The sequence below is a fragment of the Thermogymnomonas acidicola genome (genome assembly GCF_014646795.1).
GTDB classification, from domain to species: domain Archaea; phylum Thermoplasmatota; class Thermoplasmata; order Thermoplasmatales; family Thermoplasmataceae; genus Thermogymnomonas; species Thermogymnomonas acidicola.
This window is the reverse complement of sequence record NZ_BMNY01000002.1, coordinates 1-23,004: the sequence shown is the minus strand read 5'-3', so window position 1 is coordinate 23,004 and position 23,004 is coordinate 1. Positions and strand designations below refer to the sequence as shown.

Below are 23,004 nucleotides of genomic sequence, written 5' to 3'. Positions count from 1 at the left end.
CTACCACCGTGCCCTTCTCACACCATGGAAGGGATCAGGGGAAGGAGCGCCATAGTGACAGGTGCAGGCAGCGGCATAGGGAGGGAGATAGCACTGCTCTTCGCCTCCGAGGGCGCGAAGGTCGTCGTTGCCGAACTCAACGAGGCGGCGGGTAGGGAGACGGAGAGGATGATAAGGGACTCCGGGGGCGAGGCCATCTTCCTCCGCACAGACGTCTCCCTGGACGGGGACTGCGCATCCGCCGTGAGGCTGGCCAGGGAGTCCTTCGGGTCTGTGGATGTACTCATCAACAACGCCGGCATAGACGGGAGGCCAGCCCCGGTGGCGGACATAGACCCGGCTGACCTTGACAGGATAATGAGGGTGAACTTCACCGGTGCGTTCCTGATGTGCAGGCATGCACTGAGGGAGATGGCGGGCCAGCGCAGGGGGTCCATAGTGAACATAGCATCTCTGGGCGGGTTAATACCGGTGCACAACGGCATGCCCTATTCTGCCTCCAAGGCCGCACTCATCATGCTCACAAGGTCCATTGCTGCGGAGTACGGGCGCTACGGGGTCAGGGCTAACGCCATAGCTCCAGGCTGGGCCGAGACTGACATGGTGAGGAGGTACGCTGAGCAGTCTTCCATTGACCCGCAGGAGTTCAGGCGGGCGGTGTCCAGGAGGGCACCGCTTGGCAGGCTTGCGACGACCAGGGACGTCGCGGACCTGGCCCTCTTCCTCTGCTCAGACCGCGCTTCATACATCACCGGCCAAACATACGTCATCGACGGTGGGCTCTCCGTCACGTAGTGCGCCCTGCAGGGGCCAGGAGAGGCGACCCTGACGTGGATGCGCCGGCGACCCTGACCTCCATGCCCACGGCCAGGCCTTCCGCGGTCGTCATGTTACCGTGCACCAGGAGGCCACCGAAGTCAGCAATGCCGACCGCAACTGGCTCGCTGAAGACCCTCCTTATGACCGTGAACGCAACCAGCTTACCTGTGACATCAGACGCAGTGACCGATACGTCGCTGGAGAGGCAGGCTGGGCAGTGGGCCCTAGGCAGGAAGAACCTGTGGCCGCACATGTTGCACACGCAGTAGGGCAGGAGGCCAGAGCGCTCCGCCTCCATATACTTCTCCTCGATCTCCAGCAGCACGGCTCACACCCCCAGCACTATGGTGGTGGAGTGGTTCATGATGCCGCCTATGGCGTTCACCATGGCCCTCTGGGCGCCCTTCACCTGCCTCCTGCCCGCCCTGCCACAGAGCTGCTCGAGGGCCTCGTGCAGTATCACGCCCCCGCTCATGAAAGCTGGCTGTGTGGTGTTCAGCGTGCCACCGTTAGTGTTGATAGGCGTGCTCGACTCCGGCCCGAAGCTGTTCTCCTCCGCGTACTTCCACCCCTTTCCCCTCTCCGCCAGCCCGGCCGCTTCCACCTCCAGCATGACCATGGTCGTGAAGGCGTCGTAGAGCATCACGAGGTCGACCTTCCCTGCGGACACGCCGGCAGCGGACATGGCCGAAGGTATGCTCCTGTGTGCCGGCGTCTTCAGCATTTCGGGCCTCTCGAAGAGCGGCCTGGGGTCATGCGCCTCTGAATAGGAGAGGATCGAGACGGAACAGTCAGACCCGGCCGAGGAGGACACTATGAAGGCTGAGGCGCCGTCGGAGGGCGAGGCACACTCCAGGAGGTGCAGTGGGTCAGAGACAACGGGGGACTCGAGGATATCATCAGCATCCAGTGGGCCCCTGAAGAAGGCCCCACCGTTCAGGTTCGCGTTCTCCCTCTCCCTCACCGCTATCATGGCCCTGCCCCTGTCCTCACCTCCATTCACAGTGTTATAGTGTGAGGTAAGGATTGCGTAGTCGCTGAGCGGCAGGTATTCCCTTGCCCTGGCCGCTGGGGTGTAATACCTCTCGTAGCTGTGGCCGGCCAGTGCCGCCTCCTTCCTCATGCTGCCCTTGCCGCCGCCGAGCACCAGGACGTTCCTGGCGAGGCCCGCATCCACAGCCCTCGCTGCCCTGAAAACCATGGCGTTGAATGACGCGCCACCTATGTCCAGGTGCTCCATGTAGCCCAGGCCATGCAGGCCGAGGTATCCGGCGACCTGGTCCGCTAGCATCATCCTCTCCGGAGGCTCCACGCACCCGGGCGTTGTGGCGAAGAGGAACCCGTCTATGTCACCCGGGGACAGGCCCGCCATGCCCATGGCCTCCGATGAGGCCCTGGCGAATATCTCCATCGAGGAAAGGCTGCTCTTCCTCTCTATGAACTGGCCGTATCCGGCCACCGTGGGTCCCATGGCCAGCGATCCCCTCACTCCTCTTATCAGTATCGGGACTTGAAAAGGCCTGGCGATGAAAAATTAACTCTACGCTTGAAAAAGTGCCATGGCCTCTCCCCTGAGGCCATATGGGAGAGGTCCGGTTCCCTGCCTGTTCTCTCAGCTACCTGCAGGGGCCTCGGTCTCCACTTCCTGCTGCTGCTCGCCCTGTGCCGGTTGCACGGACTGGCCCTTCACCTCTGTCTTCCTGAGCTCCACCTTCTTTATGGGGTATATGTCCTTGGTGCTCTCTATGATGTCGTTGTATATGTCCTCGCCTATTATGTAGCGCACGGTGTCCTGGAAGCCCATGCCCCTGATCTTTGACTCGAGCATCCCGTCAACGGTGTGCCTTATCTGGAGCCTCTTGGTGTTCGTTAACTTGCCGTCAGTCACGATCACGACCTTGAACGTCACAACAGACCCGTCGGAGGTCGTGTAGTCCCTAATTATATCTATCCTCTCCTTCCTCCTCCTGACCATCCTCCTTATGTAATCGTCGCTGAGGTAGTGCCCTATGAACTGTGTGGAGCACTTGGAGCCCTGGCAGCCCGTGACCTGGAAGATGGCCTTTGCGTTGGCCCTCTTGAAGTTGCCCGTAAGGTCTGATATCGGTACCTCCACCTTCCTGGACACCATGGCCTCCCCGTCCTCGGCCGGGCTCATGGCTATCTCCTTCCCGCCCAGGAAGTCAGGCGCCATTATCGTGAACCATACCTTCTCCCGCCACTTGTCCCTTGCCTTCTTCTGAACCTTTTCCTTTGCCATCCAATCCCTCTGTGAAGCGTGGAATTTTGAATATTTCGTAATTTTGAGCGACAATTAAACCTTTCGATCCTACGACCTGGCCAGTGCCGCGGTCATGCAGTGCGCCCCTCCGTACCCGCCAGTGAGCTCGCTGAGGTCGAGCTTCACGACATCGATGCCAAAGTCCCTCACCGCCTGGCTGTCCGGGAACATCCTGCGCCCGTCCAGCTCCTTCCTCAGGATTGAAAGCACCTGGTCACCAAGCACGCCCGCACCCATCAGCTTCCTGGCCACCCCCTGCGTGTCCACGGCCACTATCTTCCTGTCCGAGACCGTGAGGAAGTTGGAGGCGTAGCACAGCTGCTCGCCCACGCTCAGGTCCAGGATGTCGTAGCCGTTCTGCCTGATGTAGTTATACAGAGTGGTATCGGCCATCCTCTCGTACCTGCCCCTCTGGGACTTCGAGTATACCGAGACCCTGGCCTTCTTCATGAGCTCCACCGAAGCAACGGCAAGGCCCTTTCCAGCTATGTTGAAGAATGTATCCAGGTGCATGTTGGCCATCTGGTCTCTCTCCCTGTCCATGAAGTCGTAGACCGGGTTGTCCACCACGGCCACCTCATCGAAGTCCATGAGGCCGGAGGACATTGCCTGCATTGCGCCCTGCAGGTTCGTCCTTGGCCCTGTACCTATGAGCGCGAAGTCGCCTGCAGGCATGAAGTCGCCTCCCTCGAACGTGCCCTCACCGCCCACCCTGAAGGTGTTCCTGAGGCCCAGGGCCTCCCTGAAGACGAACTCCGTTATGTCTGCCTCCTTGGCCCTCTGCCTCTTCCTCATGTTGCCGAAGATTATGCCTGCCTGCGAAACGGCCTGCTGGTCCCTCATGAAGTAGAGGTTCGCAAGTGGCAGGTTGGAATAGACTGTGGGATACTCCACCACGGAGCCATTGTCCTTCTTCAGGTCAATGGAGGGCTCCAGGGTCAGGATCCTGAAGAGCGTTGACGAGTCCATCTCGTGCACGTTCCTCTCCAGCTCCCTCTTTGCCGCCTCCACGGACTGCACGGAGCCGAAGAAGCGCACGCTGTCAAGTATCCTCCTCTCCAGCTTCTCCCTGAAAGCCCTGTCCCTATCCGCAGTCTCGACAACCGTGTCCTTCAGGACAAGGCACCTGACGCCCAGTGATTTCAGGGTATCCTCAAGCCTATGGTGCTCCTCCAGCGCTATCCTTGTGTTGAACACCCTCTCGAAGAGGAAGGGCCTCGGTGCGAGCATGGCGTACTCGATCTCCACCTCCGGCCTGTGCACCATGACCTCCCTCAGCGTGTCCCACTCTGACCTGATCTGCATGACAACCCGCACCGTTAGGTCAAATGCATAGATTAAGTGTTGTGTCCTCAGATTATGTACGCCTGCTCCCTGAAGACTATGTATTCCACCTCATCGCTCTGGGCCTCTCCCCTGGCCGTCACGACCCTGTACGTGGACATATCCATGAGGTCTGTCTCACCCTGCCTCCTGGCCAGGACGAGGCCGCGCCTCCTCTCCGGCTGCACGCTGCTCTGCTCCCACTGCCTTGTGAAGAACTCCTGCGGCGCAACCTGTTCCTCCCTCCAGTCGCCGGTGTTCACCAGGTGGACTGCAGAGCCGGAGATGGACGAGACGAGGTAGTGTTTCCCGCCCATGTTAATGGCTGTCCCCCTTGACAGGTCCAGGATCCTGACGCTGTATGTGAACCTGTGGAACTCCCTGCCCTCCCGGTAGCCGGCGAGCCTCTTGCTGACCCTGACCGTGCTCACGTACCTCGACCTCAGCGCTGCCGCGGCCCTCTGCCCATCGTTCTTCCTGCCCATGTATATGTCGACACCCTCCGGCAGCCACTCGACCTTCGATATGAATGACGAGGGGTCGCTTGAGCGCGCTGAGACCGTTTCCTCCACCACCGAGAGTGCCTCCTCCAGAAGCTTCCTGTTCGACCCGGAATACGTCCTGATCTGGAGTATGCTCTCATAGTAGGAGCCAGTGACCCTGTTGCACACCGGGCAGGAGACCCTGGCAACGAACACCTCCCTCTCAAGGTCCAGTGAAACATCGACACCCTTCACTGTGGCCGTTGCCCTGCCCCTTATGGTGGATGATCCCAGGTCAAGGCTGGCCTCATCTACCCTGACATGCGACGCGTTTTCAAAGTGGAAGGACGATGCCAGGAGCCTGGCCAGCGGAGCGGTGCTGTCCGCGCTGTACCACTTCCCGCCCACGTGGATGGAGCTGCACTTGGGGCACACCTCTATCCTCTGCTTCTTCCCCTCCCTCACGACCAGGAGGGCTGCGGTGCACTGCCTGCACAGTGGCCCCCCTTCCGCTTCCCTGGCACCGCAGTTCACGCACAGCATCATATCCGTATTGAGCCCTCTCTCTTATACCTTTTAACCAGGCCCCTGGCGATCACGTGCTCCCTTATCTCCCTGGTGCCCGCTCCTATCTGCCCCAGGACAGCGTCCCTCAGGAGCCTCTCCGCCCCGGAATCCCTGATGTAGCCGTAGCCACCCATCACCTGCACAGCCTCCCTGGCACAGTACTCCGCCGATTCGGCTGTCCAGTATATGGCGGATGATGCCGCGACGCCGTCCATCGGGTCCCTGCTCACAGCCCCCAGCGCGTCGTCGCACAGGAGCCTGCTCGTCCTAAGGTAAGTGTACATGTTCGCTAACTTCTGCTCGACCAGTTCGAACTCGTTTATCTCCCTGCCACCCTGCTTCCTCTGCACGCTGTACGCCATGGCCATGTCGAAGGCCCTCCTCCCGAGGCCCAGGAACAGGTAGGCCAGGATCACCCTCTCCATGTTCAGGCCGCTCAGTATCACGTCCCTGGCCTTCCCCCTCTGGCCCACGAGCCTCTCTGGGCCAAGCCTGACGTCCTGGAAGTGCAGCTCCCCTGTGGGCGATCCGCGCATGCCCATCTTGGAGAACTTCGAGCCCTTCGAAACTCCCCTGTCCGTTGCCCTCACAGCGAATGCGGAGTACCCGTCCCCGTCCCTGGCGTAGACAAGCATGAGGTCCGCGTACGGCGCGTTGGTGATCAGCGTCTTACTCCCGTTTAGGACGAACTCGCCCCTGTCCTCTGTGACGCTTGTCCTCATGGCAAGCGCATCGGAGCCGGAACCCGGCTCAGTGAGGCAGAGCGAACCTATCCATTCGCCAGAGCACAGTCTGGGCACAAACTCCTCCCTTATGTGCTCGTTCCCGTTCCTGTAGAGGTTATCAAGGCACAGGTTGCTGTGTGCACCGTAGGAGAGCGCTATCGATGCGGAGGAATAACCGAGTTCCTCCTGCACCACAGACTGTGCCGTGTAGCCCAGGCCAGAGCCACCGTACCTCTCCGGCACGGTGATGCCAAGGTATCCCTGCTTCCCCATCTCCCTGAAGAGTTCCCTGGGGAACTCGTCCCTCTCATCAACCTCCCTGGCGATGGGCTCCACATGCCTTGAGACGAACTCCCTGACGTTTGACCTGAGCATCTCCAGCTCTTCTGACAGCATGGTGAGTATATGGCCGGTACCGATATAATGCATGCACTTCAGAGGGAGAGGCAAAAAGTTAAGTTTTCATGAGCGATTACCTGTGGAGCTGTACGCTCTGGACGTTCTCAGGGAGGTTGAAGATTCACACATGTACGTTGAGATTGATGATGAGGAAGTTGTCAGGATACCGCCCCAGCTCCTGGGTGAGGACTACGATGAAGTGGTGGAGAGGGTGGCCAGGGAGAAGCTGGAGGGCCAGCTTGTTGACGTTAACGATGAGAAGACCGGCAGGAACCTTGGCAAGTGCTACATTGTCACGCTGACCGATGTGAGCGCAGAGGGTGACGGCACCATAGTCCATGGTGACGGTGGCGTCTACCAGAGGGTAAGGTACAGGGCAATCGCATTCTATCCGGAAATGCAGGAGATCGTCGAGGGCACAGTGGTGTCGGTGCAGAAGTTCGGCGCGTTCATAAAGATCGGGCCCTTCGAGGGCCTGCTCCACATAGGCCAGATCATGGACGACAGGATCGACATAGACCTGGGCAACCAGAGGTTCATAGGCAAGGACACCAAGAAGGACCTGAAGGTGGGTGACAAGGTCAGGGTGAAGATAGTGCACATAAACCTGAGCTCCTCATCCATCGCCGACAGCAGGATAGGCCTCACCATGAAGCAGATGGGCCTAGGCAAGATCCAGTGGCTTGCGGAGAAGAAGGTACAGGCGTGATGTGCCATGGCAAAGGCAGAGTACAGGGCATGCAGGAAGTGTAAGAGGCTCACCACTGACGAGGTGTGCTCGGTGCACCCCGAGGAGAAGACTACAAACGAGTGGGCCGGTTTCGTGATCATCGAGGACCCGGAGCACTCCGTCATAGCGGAGGCAGGAGGGTACAGGGAGAAGGGCAGGTATGCAATTAAGGTCAGGCAGTAGGCTCGTCCTGCCCCCCGGTGTCAGGGAAAGGGTATCGAGGTTCGAGCACAGGATCTGCACCCCAGAAGACCTGAGGTCCGAGGCCATGGTGGCGTCTGTGGGGGACGTGACGACCGAGAGGCTCAGGGGGGCAGGCATAAGGCCCTTCGTTGAGGTCGTGGATCTCAAGACGAAGAGGGGCGAGGCCTCATTCAAGCACATCGAAGGCTCAGTCCGCGTGATCAACGAGGCGGGCACCATATCCCACGACCTCATGATCGAGATAAGGGATGCCTTCCTCACCGGCAGGCCAAAGAGGATCGAGGTGGAGGGAGAGGAGGACCTGGCGGTGATCCCGATAATTTTTTACGCACCTCTCAATACGGTGGTGGCTTACGGCGTCCCGGACGTTGGCATGGCATGCATAAGGGTCACGCCTGAGGAGAAGGATAGAGTTACGAGGATGCTGGAGATGATGGTCAATGGCTGAGCTCAAGGTATTGGAGACAAGGGACAACGTATTACTGAAGAGGAAGGAAGTGCGCTACAGGGTCCTCTTCGGCAGGGAACCCACACCGAAGAGGGACGAGGTCAGGCAGCTGCTGGCCAGGAACCTGGGAGTGGACAGCAGCCTGGTCATAGTGGACAGGAACCTGCAGGAGGCAGGGCAGCACGCGATCACCGGCTACGCCAAGGTCTACAGGGACAGGGAGAGCGCGATGCTGTACGAGCCTGACTACGAACTGATAAGGAACGGGCTGAAGCAGAAAGAGGCGAGCTGAGGATGCAGAAGAGGGAACTGTACAAGCTTGAGGGGGAAAAGGTAGTCAGGGAGAGGAGGTACTGCCCCAGGTGTGGCCCCGGCGTGTTCCTCGCGGAGCACGAGGACAGGCTATCGTGCGGGCGGTGCGGGTACACCGAGTTTAAGAAGAAGCAGACCGGAAAAGAGGAAAAGAAAGGCGGCAGGTGATCAGAGGGCACTTATCTGCCTGGTCGTGTCACCCGCAGCGGCCTCTATATCCTTGTACTTCTTCTTGACGATCTCCTGCGCCTTCTCATCGTCCACCTTTATTGACAGCACGTTCAGGAGGTGCTGAAGCTCTATGTCGAGTATGATCGAGAGGGCCCTGAGCTGCTCCTGCTTGTCATCGCTCACCTGCTTTCTCCTCTCGGATATGAAGCAGTCGTAGTGCACGGACCCGCTCTTGGTGAAGGTGAACTTCTCGCCGGTCAGCACCTTCTTTCCGCAGACGTAGCACTTGAACTCCGCCATAGGGTGTGATGGCCTCCCCGATCTTAAAATTTTTGTGGCTGCGCAGCGATGGGAATGCCTTATATGCATTTCAGCACTGGCATGGCGTGAATAGGACAGGCTTCTCGCTCCTCCCCCTCCACTACGGCCACCCGCCGGAATACCTGTACAGGAGGATGGTCGAACTGGGCGGCCTGCTCTGCGACACCATAGTGCAGGTCTACGGCGCGAAGGAGCTCGTGAGGCGTTTCTCTGACCCCTTCTGGTTCCATGCCCTGTCGCTGGTAATAGGCTTTGACTGGAACTCAAGCGGCACGACCACCGCAACGCTCTCGGCCATCAAGGAATATTACTCCAGGCACCCAGGGGAGATCGCTGTGGCAGGTGGCAAGGGGAGGCACATGTCAGCGACAAGGGAGGAGGTCGAGGCCGCGGAAAGCGCTGGCCTCATAGGTGACGCAGACACGACAATGAGGCTGGCGAAGAGGGTTGCCAGGATAGACGACGCCTTCCTCCAGGACTCTTACGACCTCTACATGCAGTTCCTTGTGGTTGGCTCCGGCACTTTCTCGGTGGTGCAGCAGGGGATGAACGAGGGTAAGAGGATGGCCAGGAGGTACCACTGGTACAGCGGCACAATGGGCACCATGCTGGACGACAACAGGGAGGGCATATCCGCCCCTGTCCCGCAGGACAGCGTCCTTGACCTCACGGCATCATCAAGCAGGGGGAACAGGAGGGCAATGGTCGAGGTCCTAAGGGAGAGGCCAGAGAGCCTCATGTCAATGTTCGCAATAGGTGGCCAGAGGACGCTGGACAGTACCGGTAAGCCGGTGCTGAACCTGGACATAAGGGTGGACTGGAAGAGGCTGCGGCAGCTGTACGAGTACGACGTGACGGGTTTCGAGCAGCTGGTGGACATGCCTGGCCTTGGAAAGAGCACGCTGCGCGCCATCTCTTACATGGCAGAGGTCATAACGGGAGAGAAGGCATCAACCCGCGACCCCGTGAAGTTCTCCTTCGCGGTGGGCGGCAAGGACGGCGTCCCGAAGCCTGTCAACGTCAGGGACTACGACAGGGCCATAGAGTTCTTCAGGGAAGCGGTCGGTTCGCTTGACCGCGGGGACAGGAGGACAAGGACACTGATAGAGAACTTATCGAAGCTAAGCAGGGAGAGGTCTAGTCAGGGTCCTTCCTTATGACGTAGAGCGTGTAGAACATCTCCTCGCCGAGCCTCTCCTCATACTTCTGCATCACCCTGCAGCCGCTGAGGTAATCCCTGTGCCTCTCCAGTTCGATGAATATGTCGCCGTACAGCATGTAGCCCAGGGGCCTCACAACCCTCTGCATCTCCGAGAAAGCCCTCTGAACCCCATCGCTCAGGTTGTGGAAGACCAGGCTCGTCACGGCCATGTCGAAAGACGCGTCGCTGAAGGGCAGGGAGCGCACGTCAGCCACGTAGAAGTCCACCCTCTGCGCGTAGCCGAGGGCCTCCATATTGGCCCTAGCCCTGTCCACCGAGGCTCCACGGAGGCCGTGGCCTGAGAATGTGTCCACCAGCGTGGCCCTGGCCCTGGGGAACCTTGAAAGGACGAGGTGGGTTAGGAACCCAAGGCCGGCACCGAGGTCCACAACGGATGATGGGGAGAACCTGCTCTCCTCGAGGTATGAGAAGGCCCTTGAGAAGATCAATGCGATCCTCTGCCTCAGCGCCTCGCTCTCCTCCCTTGTGGAGTGGTGGTACTGGCCGAAGTCAACCCCTGGCACGCCCATGGTCACAGATCGGGTGAGGCTATTAATCATTTTTCAGGCAGCACGGAGAGCAGCAGGGTGCGTATGTCAGATGTGGACGCGTCCTTTGCGTTCCCCACTGTGCCTGTGGATTCAGATGCGACTGCTACCATGCCCTCCAGGCTCTCCAGGTACCTTGACCTGTCGATCCCGGCCTCGTCAACGCTCAGCGGCTGCCCCATTTCCGAAAACAGGGCCTGGAGGGAGAGATCGAGGGTGCCCTTCCGTATCCCATCTGGCACGAGCGAGTTCAGCCTCCTGTACCGTTCCGGCACGGCCTGGCTGTTGAACCTCACCACCGATGGCAGGTAGAGGCCCACGGACATGCCATGTGGCACCCTGAAGTGCGAGCCCAGGGCGTGGCCCAGGGCGTGGGCGAGGCCTATCTGTGAGTTCGAAAAGGCAGAGCCGGCCATGGAGGCACCTATGTGCACGTTCCCCCTGGCAGTAACGTCTGACGGGTCCTTCAGGACCCGAAGGATGCTGTTCACTATCAGCTCGAAGGCCTTCTCCGCCATGGCGTCGGAGTAAGGGTTCCTCCAGGCGCTTGCGTACGCCTCAACGGAGTGCGTTATCGCATCGACCGCGGTGTTCCTCGTCACGCCCTTCGGCAGGCCAAGCACCAGGGAGGGGTCAAGGATGGCATAGTCGGCCATGATCTCCGGCGAAGCCAGCTCGTTCTTCCTGTGCCCCTCATCGGAGAGCACCGCTGCCCAGGAACACTCCGAGCCCGTGCCGCTCGTGGTCGGTATGAGCGCCAGCCTGGCCCTCTTCCTGAGGCCCAGGGGCACAAGGGGAGTTATGTCGTACGCGCTGATGTCCGGCCTCTCGTACAGGGCGAAGAGGATCTTGGCCATGTCCATGGACGAACCGCCTCCCAGGCCCAGGAACCAGTCCGGGCCAAATTCCCTGACCTGCGTGAGGTTCCTCTCCACATCTCCGAGAGATGGCTCCTCACCGAAGTCGCTGACCACGGCCACTTCCGCACCGTCCAGGAACCTCATGACCCTCTGTGGCATCCCCGCAGCGGCCAGATACCTGTCGCACACTATGCAGGCCCTTTTGATGCCCAGTGTCGACAGAAACGATAGGGCATCTTCGCCAAAGACAACCTGCGGAACCCTGAAGAACCACAACCCTACCACTCCGTAGGCACCATTGCAGCGGTCCTCACCAGCTCCTTCGCCGCCCTTGTGTACCTCATGACCTTGACCATGGGGCCCTCAAGCCTGAACTTCCCCATGAGCACGCCCTGTATCGGGTCGATCTCCCCTTTCAGCAGGCGCACCCAGTTCGAATATGTGCCTATGTACCTGAACTCGCTCTTCTTAAGGCCCGAGGAGTCGTTGAAGGCATAGGCGACACCCCTGCACTTCCCGTGGTACAGATCGAGGTACAGGTATGCCTCTCCCGCGAACCTCTCATCTCCCTTAACCACGAACGTTATATCGCCCTCCCAGTTCCTGGCCGCGTCTTCGTAATCGGGGTTGCTGTTGAGCTTCTCCACGTACTGCTTCACCCACTCCTCGCTGGGGAACTTCGCCATGCGGTTAAGAGTACGATTCTGTATATCTATCTTATCTACACCGTGCTTTAGATACGGCGATCGACAGTGTTCAATTTCGTCCATGGTTGGATTAATATATGTCCTAACTATGACTCAGCAATGATCAGTATTGAGGAGATCCTCGAGATACTGATTGTGGCGGTCATTCTCTTCGGCGGGAGTAAGAAGATACCGGAACTGGCCAGGAGCCTGGGCAGGGCATCGGGTGAGTTTCAGAGGGGCAAGATGGAGATAGAGAGGGAGATTAGGAACGCCATCAACTACACGCCCCAGCAGCAGGCCACCGTGAACGTGAGGGAGGCCGCCAGGAACCTGGGCATAAGCGTGGATGGCAAGAGCGATGACCAGCTGAGGTCCGAGATAGCACAGGTGCTGGGCGTAAAGAAGGAATAACTGGAGCGTACCTCACCCGGGCGTCCGGCAGGGAAGCCTGCACCATTCCACACGCAGGGTCTGTTTTTTAATCAATTGAGCGATTCTCCCCACCGGAAATGCGGTTCCACGAAGGTATAGGTGCCGGGACGCTGTGGTCACTGGCGGAAGAATTCGGTACGCCGCTCATAGTCTACGATGTTGGAACGATCCGCTCCAGGTATGCCAGAATGAAGAGGGCGTTCGGAAAGGCGGATGTGCACTATGCCTGCAAGGCAAACCCGAGCCCTCCGATCCTCTCTGTCCTGAGGGGACTGGGTGCGGGCATCGATGCCTCCACCGTCAACGAGGCAAAGCTCTCGCTCTCACTGGGCTTTACCCGTGACAGGGTCATGGCCACGCCCAGCTACGCCTCCAGGGAGGATCTCATCTGGTTCCTGGAAAACGGCATTGCTGTGAACTTCGACTGTTTCGAGCAGTACAAGAAGGTCATGGACATGGGGCCGGAGCGCGTCTCGTTCAGGATAAACCCTGGCTTCGGCTCCGGCCAGTTCCGCGCGATAACCACTGGAGGCCATGGGAGCAAATTCGGTATGCCCTTGGGCGATGCCATTAGGGCCTATTCCACCGCAAGGGAGCACGGCGCCTGCAGCTTCGGCCTCCACATGATGCTGGGCTCGAACAACCTTGATCCGGAATTCTTCGGCGCCGTGGCTGAGGCTGCGGCAAGGGCAGCGCTGGAAGTGTCCGCAAGGTGCAGCATAGCGTTCGACTACATCGACATCGGCGGAGGCTTCGGCGTGCCCTACGCTGAGGGCCAGGAGCCCCTTGACCTTGAGAGGGCAGCCAGGCTCGCGAATGAGGCCATCCTCTCCGCCGGCATACCCGGATCTCCTGGCCTGGTGATAGAACCGGGCAGGTACCTTGTGGCAGAGGCGGGCCTACTGATCGCAACCGTGACAGAGGTCAAGGTGGCGGACCGGGTATACGTGGGCACTGACGTGAGCATGAATACGCTCATACGCATACCGCTGTACGGCGCGTCCCACCCGATCCTCTTCCTCTACAGGTCGGAGCGCGATGAGGGTGAGTTCGATGTCGTGGGCCAGGCCTGCGAGAACACTGACTTCACAGCAAGGGGCCTGAGGATGCCTGTGCCGTCACCCGGCGACCTCATGGTTGTGGGGAACTGCGGTGCCTATGTCTCCTCCATGGCATCCAGTTACAACCTCCTCCCAACACCCGCGGAAGTCATGCTGGACGGCAGTCCGAGGCTCGTGAGGAGGAGGCCCAGCCTGGAGGACATGGTGGCACTCTATCTGCAGTGACACGTTAACGATCCCGTCATGGTGCCGGGAATATCTTCCATTTCAGAGCGAATATCCAGAACGCATTTCCAAACATTCATATTGTACGTGCCACATTTTACCTCTCATGGCAGGAGAACAGGGACTCAGGAGGGGTGTCCTGACGCTCTGGGACGCCTTCGCCCAAGGACTGGGCACGAACGGGCCCGCGGCCGTCACTGCGCTCTTCTTCGTTAGCCTCGCAGGCATAGTCGGAGGCTCGCTCCCGCTTGTCGTAACGCTCTCTTTCCTGATATACCTTGGCATGACGCTCATAACGTACGAGTGGTCGAAGGAGGTGGCCTCGGCCTACTCCTGGGCTGCGTACCACAGGAAGGCCTTCAACAGGGCCGGGAGGTTCCTCTCCTTCTATGCCGGCACAACCTACTATTACTATTACCTCCTGGGCTACACAGGCTTCGCCGTCCTTGGCCTCTCATCGTTCCTATACGTGATCTTCCCTGGAGTTGCAAAAGCGTACCCATGGCTCTGGATACCCATAACCCTGGCTGTGATAGCGGAGACCTCCGCCCTGAACTACCTGGGCATAAAGCCGTCCATGCGCTATGTGCTCTACACCGGCCTGGCCGAGATAGCGTTCCTGATCGGCACCTCCATAGCGCTGCTTGTTGTGAACCACAGCTCCATATCGCCCGTGGCCTTCACAGCCCAACCGATAGGGAACAGTGCCACCACGCTACTGGTCGCCATGGTGCTTGGCATAGCGACGTTCGGCGGCCTGAACACAGTTGTGCCAGTGGCGGAGGAGACCAGGAACCCGAAGAAAAACGTTCCTCTCGCGCTAGCCCTCCTGGCGACCATCCTGGGCCTGGCGATAATCCTGAACTGCTACTCGCAGACCATATCATACGGCATAGCGGACATGTTCAATTACGCGGGCCTCAGCGACCCGGGCATCATAATATACGCGAAATTCCTCGGCCCGGCAGTGGCCGCAGTCTTTGCAGTTTTCATAGTGAACAGCTTCAACTCCTCCGGCGTGTCCTTCGAGACCGCGGCGGTCAGGACGTCATACGCCTTCGCCAGGGACGGCATCCTCTTCCCGCAGTGGATGGCCAGGGTGAACAGGCACGGTGCCCCGGGAAGGATGGTCATATTCAACGGCGCCCTGGCGGCTGTGATAGCCATAGTGTCTGGCATCGTCCTGGGCCCGCTGACCGCAGGTGTCTTCCTGATAATAAGCAACTCCATCTTCTCCCTCTCCAACCACGCCATCGCCGGCATAGGCCTCACAGCCTACCACAGGAGGAAGGGGGATCTCAGGGCCCTCGTCCACACGGTGATACCTGTACTGGTGGCAGCAGCCATAGCTGTAGCGATCTTCTACACGGTCTACCCCGCACCGCCTGCACCCCTGAACTACTCCGCGTGGATTGCCGGCATCTACCTTGCCGCCATAGTCATAACATACCTGGCATACAGGAACAGGAGCACTGCCATCGAGAGGGTGGGGGAGTTCAGCCTCTGACCACCACCGGAACGGGAATACCTGACATGAGTCCGTGGAGGGACAGGGTTCCCCATCCCGACAGGGGACGGTTTCACGCAATCCCCTTGTAATTATCCTCACCATGTTTGCATGGGGACTGATGGCGATGGGGAGCGCAGCCTGCGGTACTGCCCGGGCCTGGTCCCGCTGGCCAGTACCCAGACAGGGCCCCACCGCGCCTTACCTTCCCTGCCCACCTGTGCGCCATCACTGTGTGCCCTGTTTCCCCGCAGGTACCATATGGGCCTGCAGCTCGCCGTATATGGCCCTCATGGACTGCGCGGTGCCCGAGAACTCATAGCGCCTGTCCGCCATGATGATCTCTATCCTGGCCCTCTTCTTCACCAGCCCCTTCTCCTCGTAGGCAACGTTCCTGACCTGCTCTATGGGCACGGACAGCAGGTTCTTCTTCTTCAATATCAGCCCCTTTGAGCTGAACCATATGAGCCTCCTGTCCGTTATGTAGAACTCGTACTCCTGGTCCTGGTACGTCACGGTATCCCTGGATGCAAACCTCACGGTCTCACCGGGAGCTAGGAACTCCTCAACACCCATGTGCGAGTAACTCCCGAGGTTTGAGATTAAACTTTCGCACACCCGTGGTGAGGTTTCGCGAATGCCTGGTCAGATCGCAGCATGCATGCAGTAAAAGGATTAAATGCGCGGGCCTGGAATAGAGGCGCGCTTCTTCATTTGAGCCCGGTTTGGCCACGGGGCCTAAAATTTTACGCGATGGAAACTGAATTAACCCATGTTTCCCTCACGCAGTGTGTTCTCCTCACTCTCACGGGACGAGATAAGGAGCATCCGCAACGTATCCGCACTGGACTTCCTCAGGTACATGGCGCTCTTCCTCACCTTCCCTGTCGTGGTGCTCTATGCGAGGCAGTTCACCTCATCGGACCTCCTCGTATCCCTTGCTTACGCCGCCCAGCCAATCCTGCTCCTGGTATCGCAGTACCCCATGGGCGTTGTCTCCGACAGGATGGGCAGGAGGCCCTCTGTCGCCATCGCCCTTGTGCCCTTCGCCCTCGGCAACATACTCTCCTTCCACCCCTTCAGCATCTACGGCCTCATAGCCTTCAGGGCCCTGTCCGGGGTGGGTAGCGTCTCGGTGAGCACAAACGCGCTCCTCCAGGAGAGCGTGAGACCGGAGTTCAGGAGCAGGGCCACAGCCATCGCGGGCATTGCCGTTGGTGCAGCCCTCCTGCTGGGCATAGCTCTCGGGCCCGTACTGGCATCGGTCATAGGGCTCAGTTACGTCTTCCTAGTATCCGGCGTTCTGGCCCTCCTCTCCCTTGCACTCGTCCCGGGCCTGAGTGAGGTGCGCGGGGAACGCTTGCACGGCCCCGCTAGGCCATCGCCCCTCTACATACCGTCCATTGCATCGGGCATCCTCGTCTCCGCCTTCTTCTACTTCACCCAGAGCCTGGGCATAGGCCTGAACTCCTATTACCTTTACCTCCTGATCCCTGCCGTCATCGGCGGAGCGATCGCCGTGGGCCTCTCCGGCCTGGCTGACATAAAGGGGAGGAGGCCATTCGCCCTGACTGCATCAGCTGTACTGCTGATATCACTGCCAGTGCACATCATCCTGCCGTCGAGGCCCTTCATCTACGTCTCGAACACGCTCTTCCTCCTGGGCTACTCGCTCTTCGAGGCTCTCTTCGTCCCAATGCTCCTAGCCTCCGTGAGGGGTGAATACGGCTCGGTGATCGGCCTATCCAACACCTTCATGTACATCGGCCAGGCCCTGGGCTCCCTGGCTGGCCCCATCCTCGGCGTCGGGAACACTGTTGTCCTCGCATCCGCATCGTCCCTGGCCATGCTCGCCACATTCCCCTTCTTCAGGGATCAGAGGAGGGAGGCGAGGTAGGAGGATAGGAGGGTGAGTGTGAGCACCGGCAGTGCGGTGACTGTGCCTATCTTCATATAATAGAGGGCAGAGACCCTCATACCGCTCTTCCTCTCCAGCGTGTACATCCAGAGCAGGGTCGCCAGTGACCCTATGGGTGTGAACTTCGGCCCTATGTCGTTGGCTATCACGTTCACATACGGCAGTATGCCCGGGTCATGCAGGCGTGCTATGGCCAGGTTGCCAAGGAGCACAGAGGGCAAATTGTTCATAAGGCCCGCCATGCCAGCGAACATGTAGCCCGACAGGACCGTGGAAGCGACAGGGCCAGTGGCCTGTATCCTGGAGAGTGCGTAAGCGAGGTACTGCGTCATGCCGCTGTTCCCCAGGCCATATACGACGATGAACATGCCGAGCGAGAAGACTATGATCTGCCACGGTGCCTCCCTCAGTATCCTGGACACTGAGATGCGGCCCCTGGCGGCAGCGTATCCAGCAAGGCCAGCGACGGCAGGCACGGCTATGAATGCAACAGGCACGTTCAGGAAACTGGTGGCGAAGTAGACGGCGATCAGTGAGGCCATGAACGGGATGGCGAGGGCGATGACCCTCTCGTCCTTGTAGGTATCTGCGGGAGGCGTGTAGTGGAACCTCTCCGGCAGGCCCCTGCCCAGGACCAGGTAGAGCATGGCAAGAGACGATAGAACGGAGGTGGCGAACGGCAAAAACATGTGCAGAAAGTACTGGAGGAACGTTATGGAGAAGTATGTCGACCCTATGATATTCACGAGGTTGCTTATCACGAAGGGTATGCTCGCAGTGTCTGTGATGAACTGCGTCGACATGATGAAGGCCAGGTACCTGTGTGCGGGTATATCCGTGCGCCTTATGACCGAGTATATTATGGGCGTGAGCACCAGGGCCCCGCCGTCGTTGGAGAAGAGGGCAGAGACCGCTGCGCCGAGGAGTATGTTGTAGGTGAAGAGTTTCCTGGTGCTCCCGTGCGTCATGGCCTCCACCCTCTTCGAGATGTGCTCGAAGAAGCCGGCTTCGTCAAATACCAGCGACATGACGACGATGGCAACGAAGGTGAAGGTGGAGTCCCACACGATGCCCCAGACGGTGGCAACGTCACGGAGCGGGGTTATGCCGGCCAGGAGTGCCAAGGCTGCACCTATCATGGCACCGAAGCCTATCTGCAGGCCCTTCGGCCTTGCCGTGACCAGGTAGAGGGTGAGCGCGAACACCGCCAGGGCGAGGGCGAACTTCAGGATCAACAGGGCGGAATGGAGCATGGTGAGATAACACTTTCCGGGACGTGAGGAGTGCTCCGGAAGGCTGGCCCGGAGAAAACATTATTGTGATCCTGTCCATCCTGCGTCCGATGAGGATCAGGGACACCCTCTCCGGCCGCGAGGAGGAGTTCAGGGAGATGCACAGGGGGAGGGTGAACATGTTCGTCTGCGGCCCCACGGTGTATGACTACTTCCACCTGGGCCACGCGCGCACATACGTCTTCTTCGACACGGTTGCGAAGTACCTGAGGCTGAAGGGCTACAGCGTCTTCTACCTGCAGAACATAACGGACATAGACGACAAGATAATCAAGAGGGCACAGGAGGAGGGCACGGACTACAGGCAGGTGGCCTCCAGGTTCCTAAGCGTTTATATGGAGGACATGGGGGCCCTGGGCATAGATTCCGTGAACCTGTACGCGCCGAGCACCCTCTACATGGACGAGATCTTGTCTCAGGTGCAGAGGCTCCTCGATTCAGGCCATGCCTACGTATCCAGCGATGGCGTCTACTTCGACATAACCACCTTCCCGGACTACGGGGAGCTGTCGCACCAGAAGCTCTCCGAGCTGATACCGAACATGAGGGTGGAGGGCGAGGGGAAGAGGAACCCCGGAGACTTCGTGCTCTGGAAGTTCATGAAGCCAGGCGAGCCGTACTGGCCCTCACCCTGGGGTGATGGGAGGCCCGGGTGGCACATAGAGGACACGTCGATAACGGAGGCATACTTCGGACCGGAGTACGACATACACGGCGGCGGCTCTGACCTGATCTTCCCGCACCACGAGGACGAGATCGCGCAGATGCGTTCCATATCTGGCAGGAGGCACCTGGCACGGTACTGGCTGCACACAGGCATGGTGAACGTGGGCAGGGAGAAGATGAGCAAGTCACTGAGGAACTATGTGACCATAGGCGAGCTGCTTGGACGGTACCCGAAGGAGACCGTGAGGCTCCATGTTCTGGGCACCGGGTACAGGAACACCCTGCAGTTCGATGAGGAGACCATAAGGGCCTCGGACGAACTCAGGAGGTACATACAGAACGCCTACTACAGGGCCACCACCGGCACCTGGGCCGCTGATACAGGCGACCTGAGTGGCAGGGTCATGGCCTGCATGGACAGTGATATGGACACAAGGGGCGCCATAGGGGTGGTTGTGGAGGCCTGCAGGGAGGCCAACGCCAGGGGGGTTGAGAGGGTGCAGGAGTTCAGGTCGTTCCTGGAGTGGGCAGATGCGTTCCTTGGCATACTCAGGAGGCCAAAGGCCGATACCGGGAAGCTCGTTGAGAACGTTCTGGGCATAAGGAGGGAGATGAGGGCCATGAGGATGTACGAGGTGTCCGACAGGATCAGGCAGGCCCTCAGGGAGAGCGGGATAGAGATCCAGGATGTGGGGGAGAGGACGGAGTGGTGGTACGCTTGAGGAGGTTCAACATAGCGACAGAGGAGGATATCCTTGAAGGCAGGGCATCTGACGTTTACTTCTCCAGGACCATGGAGGTGCTCAAGAAAGTGGGCAGGGACCCGGTGGTGACCATGGAGGCCACGGTCTCAGGCCCGCTGGACACGTTCGTCACCTTCTCTGGCCTGGACGAGGTGGTATCGCTGCTGGAGGGCAAGGACGTCGACCTCAGGGCCGTCCCGGAGGGCACAATACTAAACCCCAGGGACTCCAGGGGCATCCCCGTGCCTTTCATGAGCATAACCGGCCGTTATTCCGAGTTCGGTGTGTTCGAGTCTAGCATCCTGGGTTTCATATGCCAGTCCTCGGGCATATCCACATACGCCACCAGGGTCAGGATGAGGCTGGGAAGCATACCCTTCTACTCCTTCGGCATAAGGAGGATGCACCCGGGCATATCGCCCATGATCGACAGGGCGGCCTACATAGGTGGCGCGGACGGCGTCAGCGGCATAATTGGCGCGGAGATCATAGGCAGGGACGCAGTCGGCACCATGCCCCACTCCCTGGCCATAATCCTTGGTGACGATGACGCGTGGAGGTACACGCTCCAATCACTGCCCAGGGGGAAGAAGGTCATACTAATCGACACGTTCATGGACGAGAAGTTCTCCGCGATCAGGGCGGTGGAAGAGAACCCGGACGTGGAGGTCATGAGGCTGGACACCCCATCTTCAAGGAGGGGCAACTTCGAGCAGCTCATCAGGGAGGTGAGGTGGGAACTGGCGCTAAGGGGCCACAGTGACGTCAGGATCATGGTGTCTGGTGGCATAACGCTGGAGAACCTCGATTCCCTAGTGCAGGCAGGGGCGGAGGTCTTCGGCATAGGCACATCCATCGCTTCGGCCAGGCCGTTCGACTTCGCCCTGGACATAGTGGAGGTGGACGGGGAGCCGAGGACGAAGAGGGGTAAGTTCTCTGGCAGGAAGGACGTGTTCAGGTGCACCTCATGCGGGAACACATACGTGGTGCCCGCTGGCCAGGGCGGGCCGCAGTGCCCGTGTGGAGGGAGAGTTGAGGGCGTGCTAGCCCCCTACCTGGAGGGGGGAAGGAGGGTCTCAAGGTACCCCACGCCGGAAGAGATAAGGTCAAGGACGATGGGAGAAATAGGGAAGATGAGGGCCTGGAAAGAGAGGAGAGAGGGGAATGGGAAAAATTTATTTGAACAGTGAAAATCCCCTCCCCGTTGCCCCGGTAGTGTAGTGGCCTATCATACGGGCCTGTCGAGCCCGTGACATGGGTTCAAATCCCGTCCGGGGCGCTCAAACGATCGGCCTTTCAACCTAAGGCTTCTGTGGAGATATTCCTGTGTGGCATTGCGAAGTAATCTATTAATCGCTAAAGATATCACCACCATACTTATTGAAGTCAGAATTGTGTAGTTAGTTGAGAACTCGGACATTCCCGGTCAATGAAGTTGGGCCTGTATGAGTTAGAATCGTATATTTAGTTGAGAACCTAAGGGTTGAGAACCTATGAAATCACTTTGGCCTTACCTCTGTTGAAGGGATATCTCAATATGGCTTAAGGAGTTTATAAGAGAAATACTAGTTGCGCCTGAGCGGGTATGTCTTAAATGACTCTTTATCTGATATGGTATCGCTCAAGAAATGTACAGATCCTTTATATACTCACCCGAGAACCTCCGGTTATGTACGTTTTACGAACTTCGAAGCTAAGGATAATATAGTCAGTAACTGATCATCTTAGCCGGGTAAAATAGAACCTAAGTAGGATTGAAAGATCGTGTCTTACTCACTCTATGTTTTATGATTAGCGAGTAAAATAGAACCTAAGTAGGATTGAAAGTACACTTCCTGATATATTTACAGTATTTCCAATGTTTACGTAAAATAGAACCTAAGTAGGATTGAAAGCTGGAAAATCTACACTTTTAGGATATTTTATTAAAAAGTAAAATAGAACCTAAGTAGGATTGAAAGTGGGGTTATAGGACATCAGAACCTCACCTCGTACGTCTGTAAAATAGAACCTAAGTAGGATTGAAAGGGCTATATCCAATTCTAACGATGTATCACATATATTAAGTAAAATAGAACCTAAGTAGGATTGAAAGTATTCGATTTAGCCCCTTTTGTTAGATGTATAGGAGGTAAAATAGAACCTAAGTAGGATTGAAAGATAATATTTTTCACTCTCGTTCCTAATAACGAGACAAAAAGTAAAATAGAACCTAAGTAGGATTGAAAGTTCTTTAAACCACCCCAATGATAGGTTGCAAATACGTAAAATAGAACCTAAGTAGGATTGAAAGATCAATTATTATATTTCCTGATCCGTTTGCAATCGAGTAAAATAGAACCTAAGTAGGATTGAAAGTGATGGAAATGAATATCGTCATGGACAAACAAAAGAGTAAAATAGAACCTAAGTAGGATTGAAAGATTTATTCCATTCCTCAGGACTATATTTATATTCAGAAGTAAAATAGAACCTAAGTAGGATTGAAAGTAAATTGACCACAATAGATAGCTATCAGGTTCATGGAGGTAAAATAGAACCTAAGTAGGATTGAAAGGGGATCAGCATCTCGACGCTAAATGGTATCATGAATTGGTAAAATAGAACCTAAGTAGGATTGAAAGATTTGATATTGATGGTAATATATTGCCGATCCAATTCCGTAAAATAGAACCTAAGTAGGATTGAAAGTTGTCGTTTTCCGGTATCGTTCTGGATAGGTTTTATGTAAAATAGAACCTAAGTAGGATTGAAAGAGCCTCTTCTGTGCGATCTCCTTCGCCCGCTCCATGTAAAATAGAACCTAAGTAGGATTGAAAGTCGATTATAATGCAATTCATTTCCTCTTTTGCTAAGTAAAATAGAACCTAAGTAGGATTGAAAGTCGTTCTCGCTTTCTAAAACAGGTGTGGATATCCAGGGTAAAATAGAACCTAAGTAGGATTGAAAGGTCCTGGGACTACTGGTTAGCGGCGTTGCTACGGGTAAAATAGAACCTAAGTAGGATTGAAAGCTTTTGCCGGTGCCGCTTCCCCCGCATATTAGGATGTGTAAAATAGAACCTAAGTAGGATTGAAAGA

At 57.6% G+C, this 23,004-nt stretch carries 25 protein-coding genes, 1 tRNA gene and 1 CRISPR repeat array; of the genes, 14 read left to right on the top strand and 12 right to left on the bottom strand.

What is annotated here, in order from left to right:
- Positions 1 to 24 precede the first annotated feature (24 nt).
- Positions 25 to 795 carry an SDR family NAD(P)-dependent oxidoreductase gene (locus tag IEW66_RS06045; protein WP_188681302.1) on the top strand — a complete coding sequence of 257 codons (771 nt, stop codon included), beginning with the start codon at positions 25 to 27 and terminating at the stop codon, positions 793 to 795.
- Here the strand turns inward: IEW66_RS06045 and IEW66_RS06040 are convergent.
- The 6 genes from IEW66_RS06040 to IEW66_RS06015 all read right to left on the bottom strand — a co-directional run bounded on the left by IEW66_RS06040 (position 788) and on the right by IEW66_RS06015 (position 6,593).
- Complete coding sequence (locus tag IEW66_RS06040) at positions 788 to 1,144, bottom strand: Zn-ribbon domain-containing OB-fold protein (RefSeq protein WP_188681300.1); 357 nt, start codon at positions 1,142 to 1,144, stop codon at positions 788 to 790. The genes IEW66_RS06045 and IEW66_RS06040 overlap by 8 nt on opposite strands.
- A gap of 3 nt (positions 1,145 to 1,147) precedes the next feature.
- The gene (locus IEW66_RS06035) at positions 1,148 to 2,290 is read right to left on the bottom strand and encodes a thiolase family protein (protein WP_188681298.1); all 1,143 of its coding nucleotides are present in this window, start codon (positions 2,288 to 2,290) and stop codon (positions 1,148 to 1,150) included.
- A gap of 141 nt (positions 2,291 to 2,431) precedes the next feature.
- Positions 2,432 to 3,079 (bottom strand): 30S ribosomal protein S3ae, encoded by a 648-nt coding sequence (locus IEW66_RS06030; protein WP_188681296.1) that lies wholly within the window; start codon positions 3,077 to 3,079, stop codon positions 2,432 to 2,434.
- A gap of 69 nt (positions 3,080 to 3,148) precedes the next feature.
- Complete coding sequence (locus IEW66_RS06025) at positions 3,149 to 4,405, bottom strand: arginine deiminase family protein (RefSeq protein WP_188681294.1); 1,257 nt, start codon at positions 4,403 to 4,405, stop codon at positions 3,149 to 3,151.
- Between the two features lie 47 nt (positions 4,406 to 4,452).
- Entirely contained in the window at positions 4,453 to 5,451 is a 999-nt protein-coding gene (locus tag IEW66_RS06020; protein WP_188681292.1) for an NMD3-related protein, read from the bottom strand.
- On the bottom strand, positions 5,448 to 6,593 hold the full coding sequence (locus IEW66_RS06015; protein ID WP_188681290.1) for an acyl-CoA dehydrogenase family protein: 1,146 nt from the start codon (positions 6,591 to 6,593) through the stop codon (positions 5,448 to 5,450). Before IEW66_RS06015 ends, IEW66_RS06020 begins: the two co-directional genes overlap by 4 nt.
- Positions 6,594 to 6,675: 82 nt before the next feature.
- On the opposite strand from IEW66_RS06015, the gene IEW66_RS06010 reads away from it, so the two are divergent.
- Genes IEW66_RS06010 through IEW66_RS05990 form a run of 5 tightly spaced genes read left to right on the top strand, consistent with a single transcriptional unit; the run spans position 6,676 to position 8,458 of the window.
- Positions 6,676 to 7,305 carry a DNA-directed RNA polymerase gene (locus IEW66_RS06010; protein WP_229657526.1) on the top strand — a complete coding sequence of 210 codons (630 nt, stop codon included), beginning with the start codon at positions 6,676 to 6,678 and terminating at the stop codon, positions 7,303 to 7,305.
- Positions 7,306 to 7,311: 6 nt separating this feature from the next.
- The gene (gene spt4 / locus IEW66_RS06005) at positions 7,312 to 7,509 is read left to right on the top strand and encodes a transcription elongation factor subunit Spt4 (RefSeq protein WP_075056958.1); all 198 of its coding nucleotides are present in this window, start codon (positions 7,312 to 7,314) and stop codon (positions 7,507 to 7,509) included.
- Positions 7,487 to 7,978 (top strand): GTP-dependent dephospho-CoA kinase family protein, encoded by a 492-nt coding sequence (locus tag IEW66_RS06000; protein ID WP_188681288.1) that lies wholly within the window; start codon positions 7,487 to 7,489, stop codon positions 7,976 to 7,978. The genes spt4 and IEW66_RS06000 overlap by 23 nt, the downstream gene beginning before the upstream one ends.
- Positions 7,971 to 8,270 (top strand): 30S ribosomal protein S24e, encoded by a 300-nt coding sequence (locus tag IEW66_RS05995; RefSeq protein WP_075056957.1) that lies wholly within the window; start codon positions 7,971 to 7,973, stop codon positions 8,268 to 8,270. The genes IEW66_RS06000 and IEW66_RS05995 overlap by 8 nt, the downstream gene beginning before the upstream one ends.
- 2 nt (positions 8,271 to 8,272) lie before the next feature.
- A complete protein-coding gene (locus IEW66_RS05990) occupies positions 8,273 to 8,458 on the top strand; it encodes a 30S ribosomal protein S27ae (RefSeq protein ID WP_188681286.1) in 186 nt (61 codons plus the stop codon).
- Here the strand turns inward: IEW66_RS05990 and IEW66_RS05985 are convergent, their stop codons facing one another.
- Entirely contained in the window at positions 8,459 to 8,761 is a 303-nt protein-coding gene (locus tag IEW66_RS05985; RefSeq protein WP_075056955.1) for a DUF2175 family protein, read from the bottom strand.
- Positions 8,762 to 8,847: 86 nt separating this feature from the next.
- Here IEW66_RS05985 and IEW66_RS05980 point away from each other — a divergent pair, with 86 nt between their 5' ends.
- Entirely contained in the window at positions 8,848 to 9,942 is a 1,095-nt protein-coding gene (locus IEW66_RS05980; protein WP_188681284.1) for a DUF763 domain-containing protein, read from the top strand.
- Here the strand turns inward: IEW66_RS05980 and IEW66_RS05975 are convergent.
- Genes IEW66_RS05975 through IEW66_RS05965 form a run of 3 tightly spaced genes read right to left on the bottom strand, consistent with a single transcriptional unit; the run spans position 9,920 to position 12,077 of the window.
- Positions 9,920 to 10,513 (bottom strand): class I SAM-dependent methyltransferase, encoded by a 594-nt coding sequence (locus tag IEW66_RS05975; RefSeq protein ID WP_188681282.1) that lies wholly within the window; start codon positions 10,511 to 10,513, stop codon positions 9,920 to 9,922. The genes IEW66_RS05980 and IEW66_RS05975 overlap by 23 nt on opposite strands.
- A 26-nt stretch (positions 10,514 to 10,539) precedes the next feature.
- A complete protein-coding gene (locus tag IEW66_RS05970; protein WP_229657525.1) occupies positions 10,540 to 11,676 on the bottom strand; it encodes an iron-containing alcohol dehydrogenase in 1,137 nt (378 codons plus the stop codon).
- Positions 11,670 to 12,077, bottom strand: a complete 408-nt coding sequence (locus IEW66_RS05965; protein WP_188681278.1) for an SCP2 sterol-binding domain-containing protein — start codon at positions 12,075 to 12,077, stop codon at positions 11,670 to 11,672. The genes IEW66_RS05970 and IEW66_RS05965 overlap by 7 nt, the downstream gene beginning before the upstream one ends.
- Positions 12,078 to 12,197: 120 nt before the next feature.
- Here IEW66_RS05965 and IEW66_RS05960 point away from each other — a divergent pair, with 120 nt between their 5' ends.
- The 3 genes from IEW66_RS05960 (at position 12,198) to IEW66_RS05950 (ending at position 15,305) form a co-directional block, all read left to right on the top strand.
- Complete coding sequence (locus tag IEW66_RS05960; RefSeq protein WP_188681276.1) at positions 12,198 to 12,491, top strand: Sec-independent protein translocase subunit TatA/TatB; 294 nt, start codon at positions 12,198 to 12,200, stop codon at positions 12,489 to 12,491.
- A gap of 98 nt (positions 12,492 to 12,589) precedes the next feature.
- Positions 12,590 to 13,798: a diaminopimelate decarboxylase gene (locus tag IEW66_RS05955; protein ID WP_188681274.1), complete on the top strand. Its 1,209-nt coding sequence runs from the start codon at positions 12,590 to 12,592 to the stop codon at positions 13,796 to 13,798.
- Between the two features lie 106 nt (positions 13,799 to 13,904).
- Positions 13,905 to 15,305: an APC family permease gene (locus tag IEW66_RS05950; RefSeq protein ID WP_188681272.1), complete on the top strand. Its 1,401-nt coding sequence runs from the start codon at positions 13,905 to 13,907 to the stop codon at positions 15,303 to 15,305.
- A gap of 228 nt (positions 15,306 to 15,533) precedes the next feature.
- On the opposite strand, the gene IEW66_RS05945 is transcribed toward IEW66_RS05950, so the two are convergent.
- Positions 15,534 to 15,881, bottom strand: a complete 348-nt coding sequence (locus tag IEW66_RS05945; protein WP_188681270.1) for a PH domain-containing protein — start codon at positions 15,879 to 15,881, stop codon at positions 15,534 to 15,536.
- Positions 15,882 to 16,077: 196 nt separating this feature from the next.
- Between IEW66_RS05945 and IEW66_RS05940 the strand changes: the two genes are divergently transcribed.
- Positions 16,078 to 17,202, top strand: coding sequence for an MFS transporter (locus IEW66_RS05940; protein WP_188681268.1), 1,125 nt, complete (start codon positions 16,078 to 16,080; stop codon positions 17,200 to 17,202).
- On the opposite strand, the gene arsB is transcribed toward IEW66_RS05940, so the two are convergent.
- Entirely contained in the window at positions 17,181 to 18,458 is a 1,278-nt protein-coding gene (arsB, locus tag IEW66_RS05935) for an arsenical efflux pump membrane protein ArsB (RefSeq protein ID WP_229657524.1), read from the bottom strand. The two genes, IEW66_RS05940 and arsB, sit on opposite strands and share 22 nt — an antisense overlap.
- Before the next feature lie 107 nt (positions 18,459 to 18,565).
- On the opposite strand from arsB, the gene cysS reads away from it, so the two are divergent.
- From cysS to IEW66_RS05920, 3 genes are all read left to right on the top strand, one after another.
- Positions 18,566 to 19,903, top strand: coding sequence for a cysteine--tRNA ligase (cysS, locus tag IEW66_RS05930; protein WP_188681266.1), 1,338 nt, complete (start codon positions 18,566 to 18,568; stop codon positions 19,901 to 19,903).
- Positions 19,900 to 21,114, top strand: a complete 1,215-nt coding sequence (locus IEW66_RS05925) for a nicotinate phosphoribosyltransferase (RefSeq protein ID WP_188681264.1) — start codon at positions 19,900 to 19,902, stop codon at positions 21,112 to 21,114. The genes cysS and IEW66_RS05925 overlap by 4 nt, the downstream gene beginning before the upstream one ends.
- A gap of 16 nt (positions 21,115 to 21,130) precedes the next feature.
- Positions 21,131 to 21,203, top strand: a tRNA-Asp gene (locus IEW66_RS05920).
- Positions 21,204 to 21,656: 453 nt separating this feature from the next.
- A CRISPR array of direct repeats spans positions 21,657 to 23,003; the repeat unit is 29 nt; unit sequence GTAAAATAGAACCTAAGTAGGATTGAAAG.
- Position 23,004 lies beyond the last annotated feature (1 nt).

What these genes read in the sequence shown, in the direction of transcription:
- IEW66_RS05995 (WP_075056957.1), top strand. Translation starts at nt 7,971, where the DNA reads ATGGCTGAGCTCAAGGTATTGGAGACAAGGGACAACGTATTACTGAAG.
- IEW66_RS06020 (WP_188681292.1), bottom strand. Translation starts at nt 5,451, where the DNA reads ATGATGCTGTGCGTGAACTGCGGTGCCAGGGAAGCGGAAGGGGGGCCA.
- IEW66_RS05985 (WP_075056955.1), bottom strand. Translation starts at nt 8,761, where the DNA reads ATGGCGGAGTTCAAGTGCTACGTCTGCGGAAAGAAGGTGCTGACCGGC.
- IEW66_RS05960 (WP_188681276.1), top strand. Translation starts at nt 12,198, where the DNA reads ATGATCAGTATTGAGGAGATCCTCGAGATACTGATTGTGGCGGTCATT.
- IEW66_RS06000 (WP_188681288.1), top strand. Translation starts at nt 7,487, where the DNA reads ATGCAATTAAGGTCAGGCAGTAGGCTCGTCCTGCCCCCCGGTGTCAGG.
- IEW66_RS06035 (WP_188681298.1), bottom strand. Translation starts at nt 2,290, where the DNA reads ATGGGACCCACGGTGGCCGGATACGGCCAGTTCATAGAGAGGAAGAGC.
- spt4 (WP_075056958.1), top strand. Translation starts at nt 7,312, where the DNA reads ATGGCAAAGGCAGAGTACAGGGCATGCAGGAAGTGTAAGAGGCTCACC.
- IEW66_RS05945 (WP_188681270.1), bottom strand. Translation starts at nt 15,881, where the DNA reads ATGGGTGTTGAGGAGTTCCTAGCTCCCGGTGAGACCGTGAGGTTTGCA.
- IEW66_RS05950 (WP_188681272.1), top strand. Translation starts at nt 13,905, where the DNA reads ATGGCAGGAGAACAGGGACTCAGGAGGGGTGTCCTGACGCTCTGGGAC.
- IEW66_RS05965 (WP_188681278.1), bottom strand. Translation starts at nt 12,077, where the DNA reads ATGGCGAAGTTCCCCAGCGAGGAGTGGGTGAAGCAGTACGTGGAGAAG.
- IEW66_RS06015 (WP_188681290.1), bottom strand. Translation starts at nt 6,593, where the DNA reads ATGCTGTCAGAAGAGCTGGAGATGCTCAGGTCAAACGTCAGGGAGTTC.
- IEW66_RS06045 (WP_188681302.1), top strand. Translation starts at nt 25, where the DNA reads ATGGAAGGGATCAGGGGAAGGAGCGCCATAGTGACAGGTGCAGGCAGC.
- IEW66_RS05955 (WP_188681274.1), top strand. Translation starts at nt 12,590, where the DNA reads ATGCGGTTCCACGAAGGTATAGGTGCCGGGACGCTGTGGTCACTGGCG.
- IEW66_RS06030 (WP_188681296.1), bottom strand. Translation starts at nt 3,079, where the DNA reads ATGGCAAAGGAAAAGGTTCAGAAGAAGGCAAGGGACAAGTGGCGGGAG.
- IEW66_RS05990 (WP_188681286.1), top strand. Translation starts at nt 8,273, where the DNA reads ATGCAGAAGAGGGAACTGTACAAGCTTGAGGGGGAAAAGGTAGTCAGG.
- IEW66_RS05975 (WP_188681282.1), bottom strand. Translation starts at nt 10,513, where the DNA reads ATGGGCGTGCCAGGGGTTGACTTCGGCCAGTACCACCACTCCACAAGG.
- cysS (WP_188681266.1), top strand. Translation starts at nt 18,566, where the DNA reads ATGAGGATCAGGGACACCCTCTCCGGCCGCGAGGAGGAGTTCAGGGAG.
- IEW66_RS05940 (WP_188681268.1), top strand. Translation starts at nt 16,078, where the DNA reads ATGTTTCCCTCACGCAGTGTGTTCTCCTCACTCTCACGGGACGAGATA.
- IEW66_RS06025 (WP_188681294.1), bottom strand. Translation starts at nt 4,405, where the DNA reads ATGCAGATCAGGTCAGAGTGGGACACGCTGAGGGAGGTCATGGTGCAC.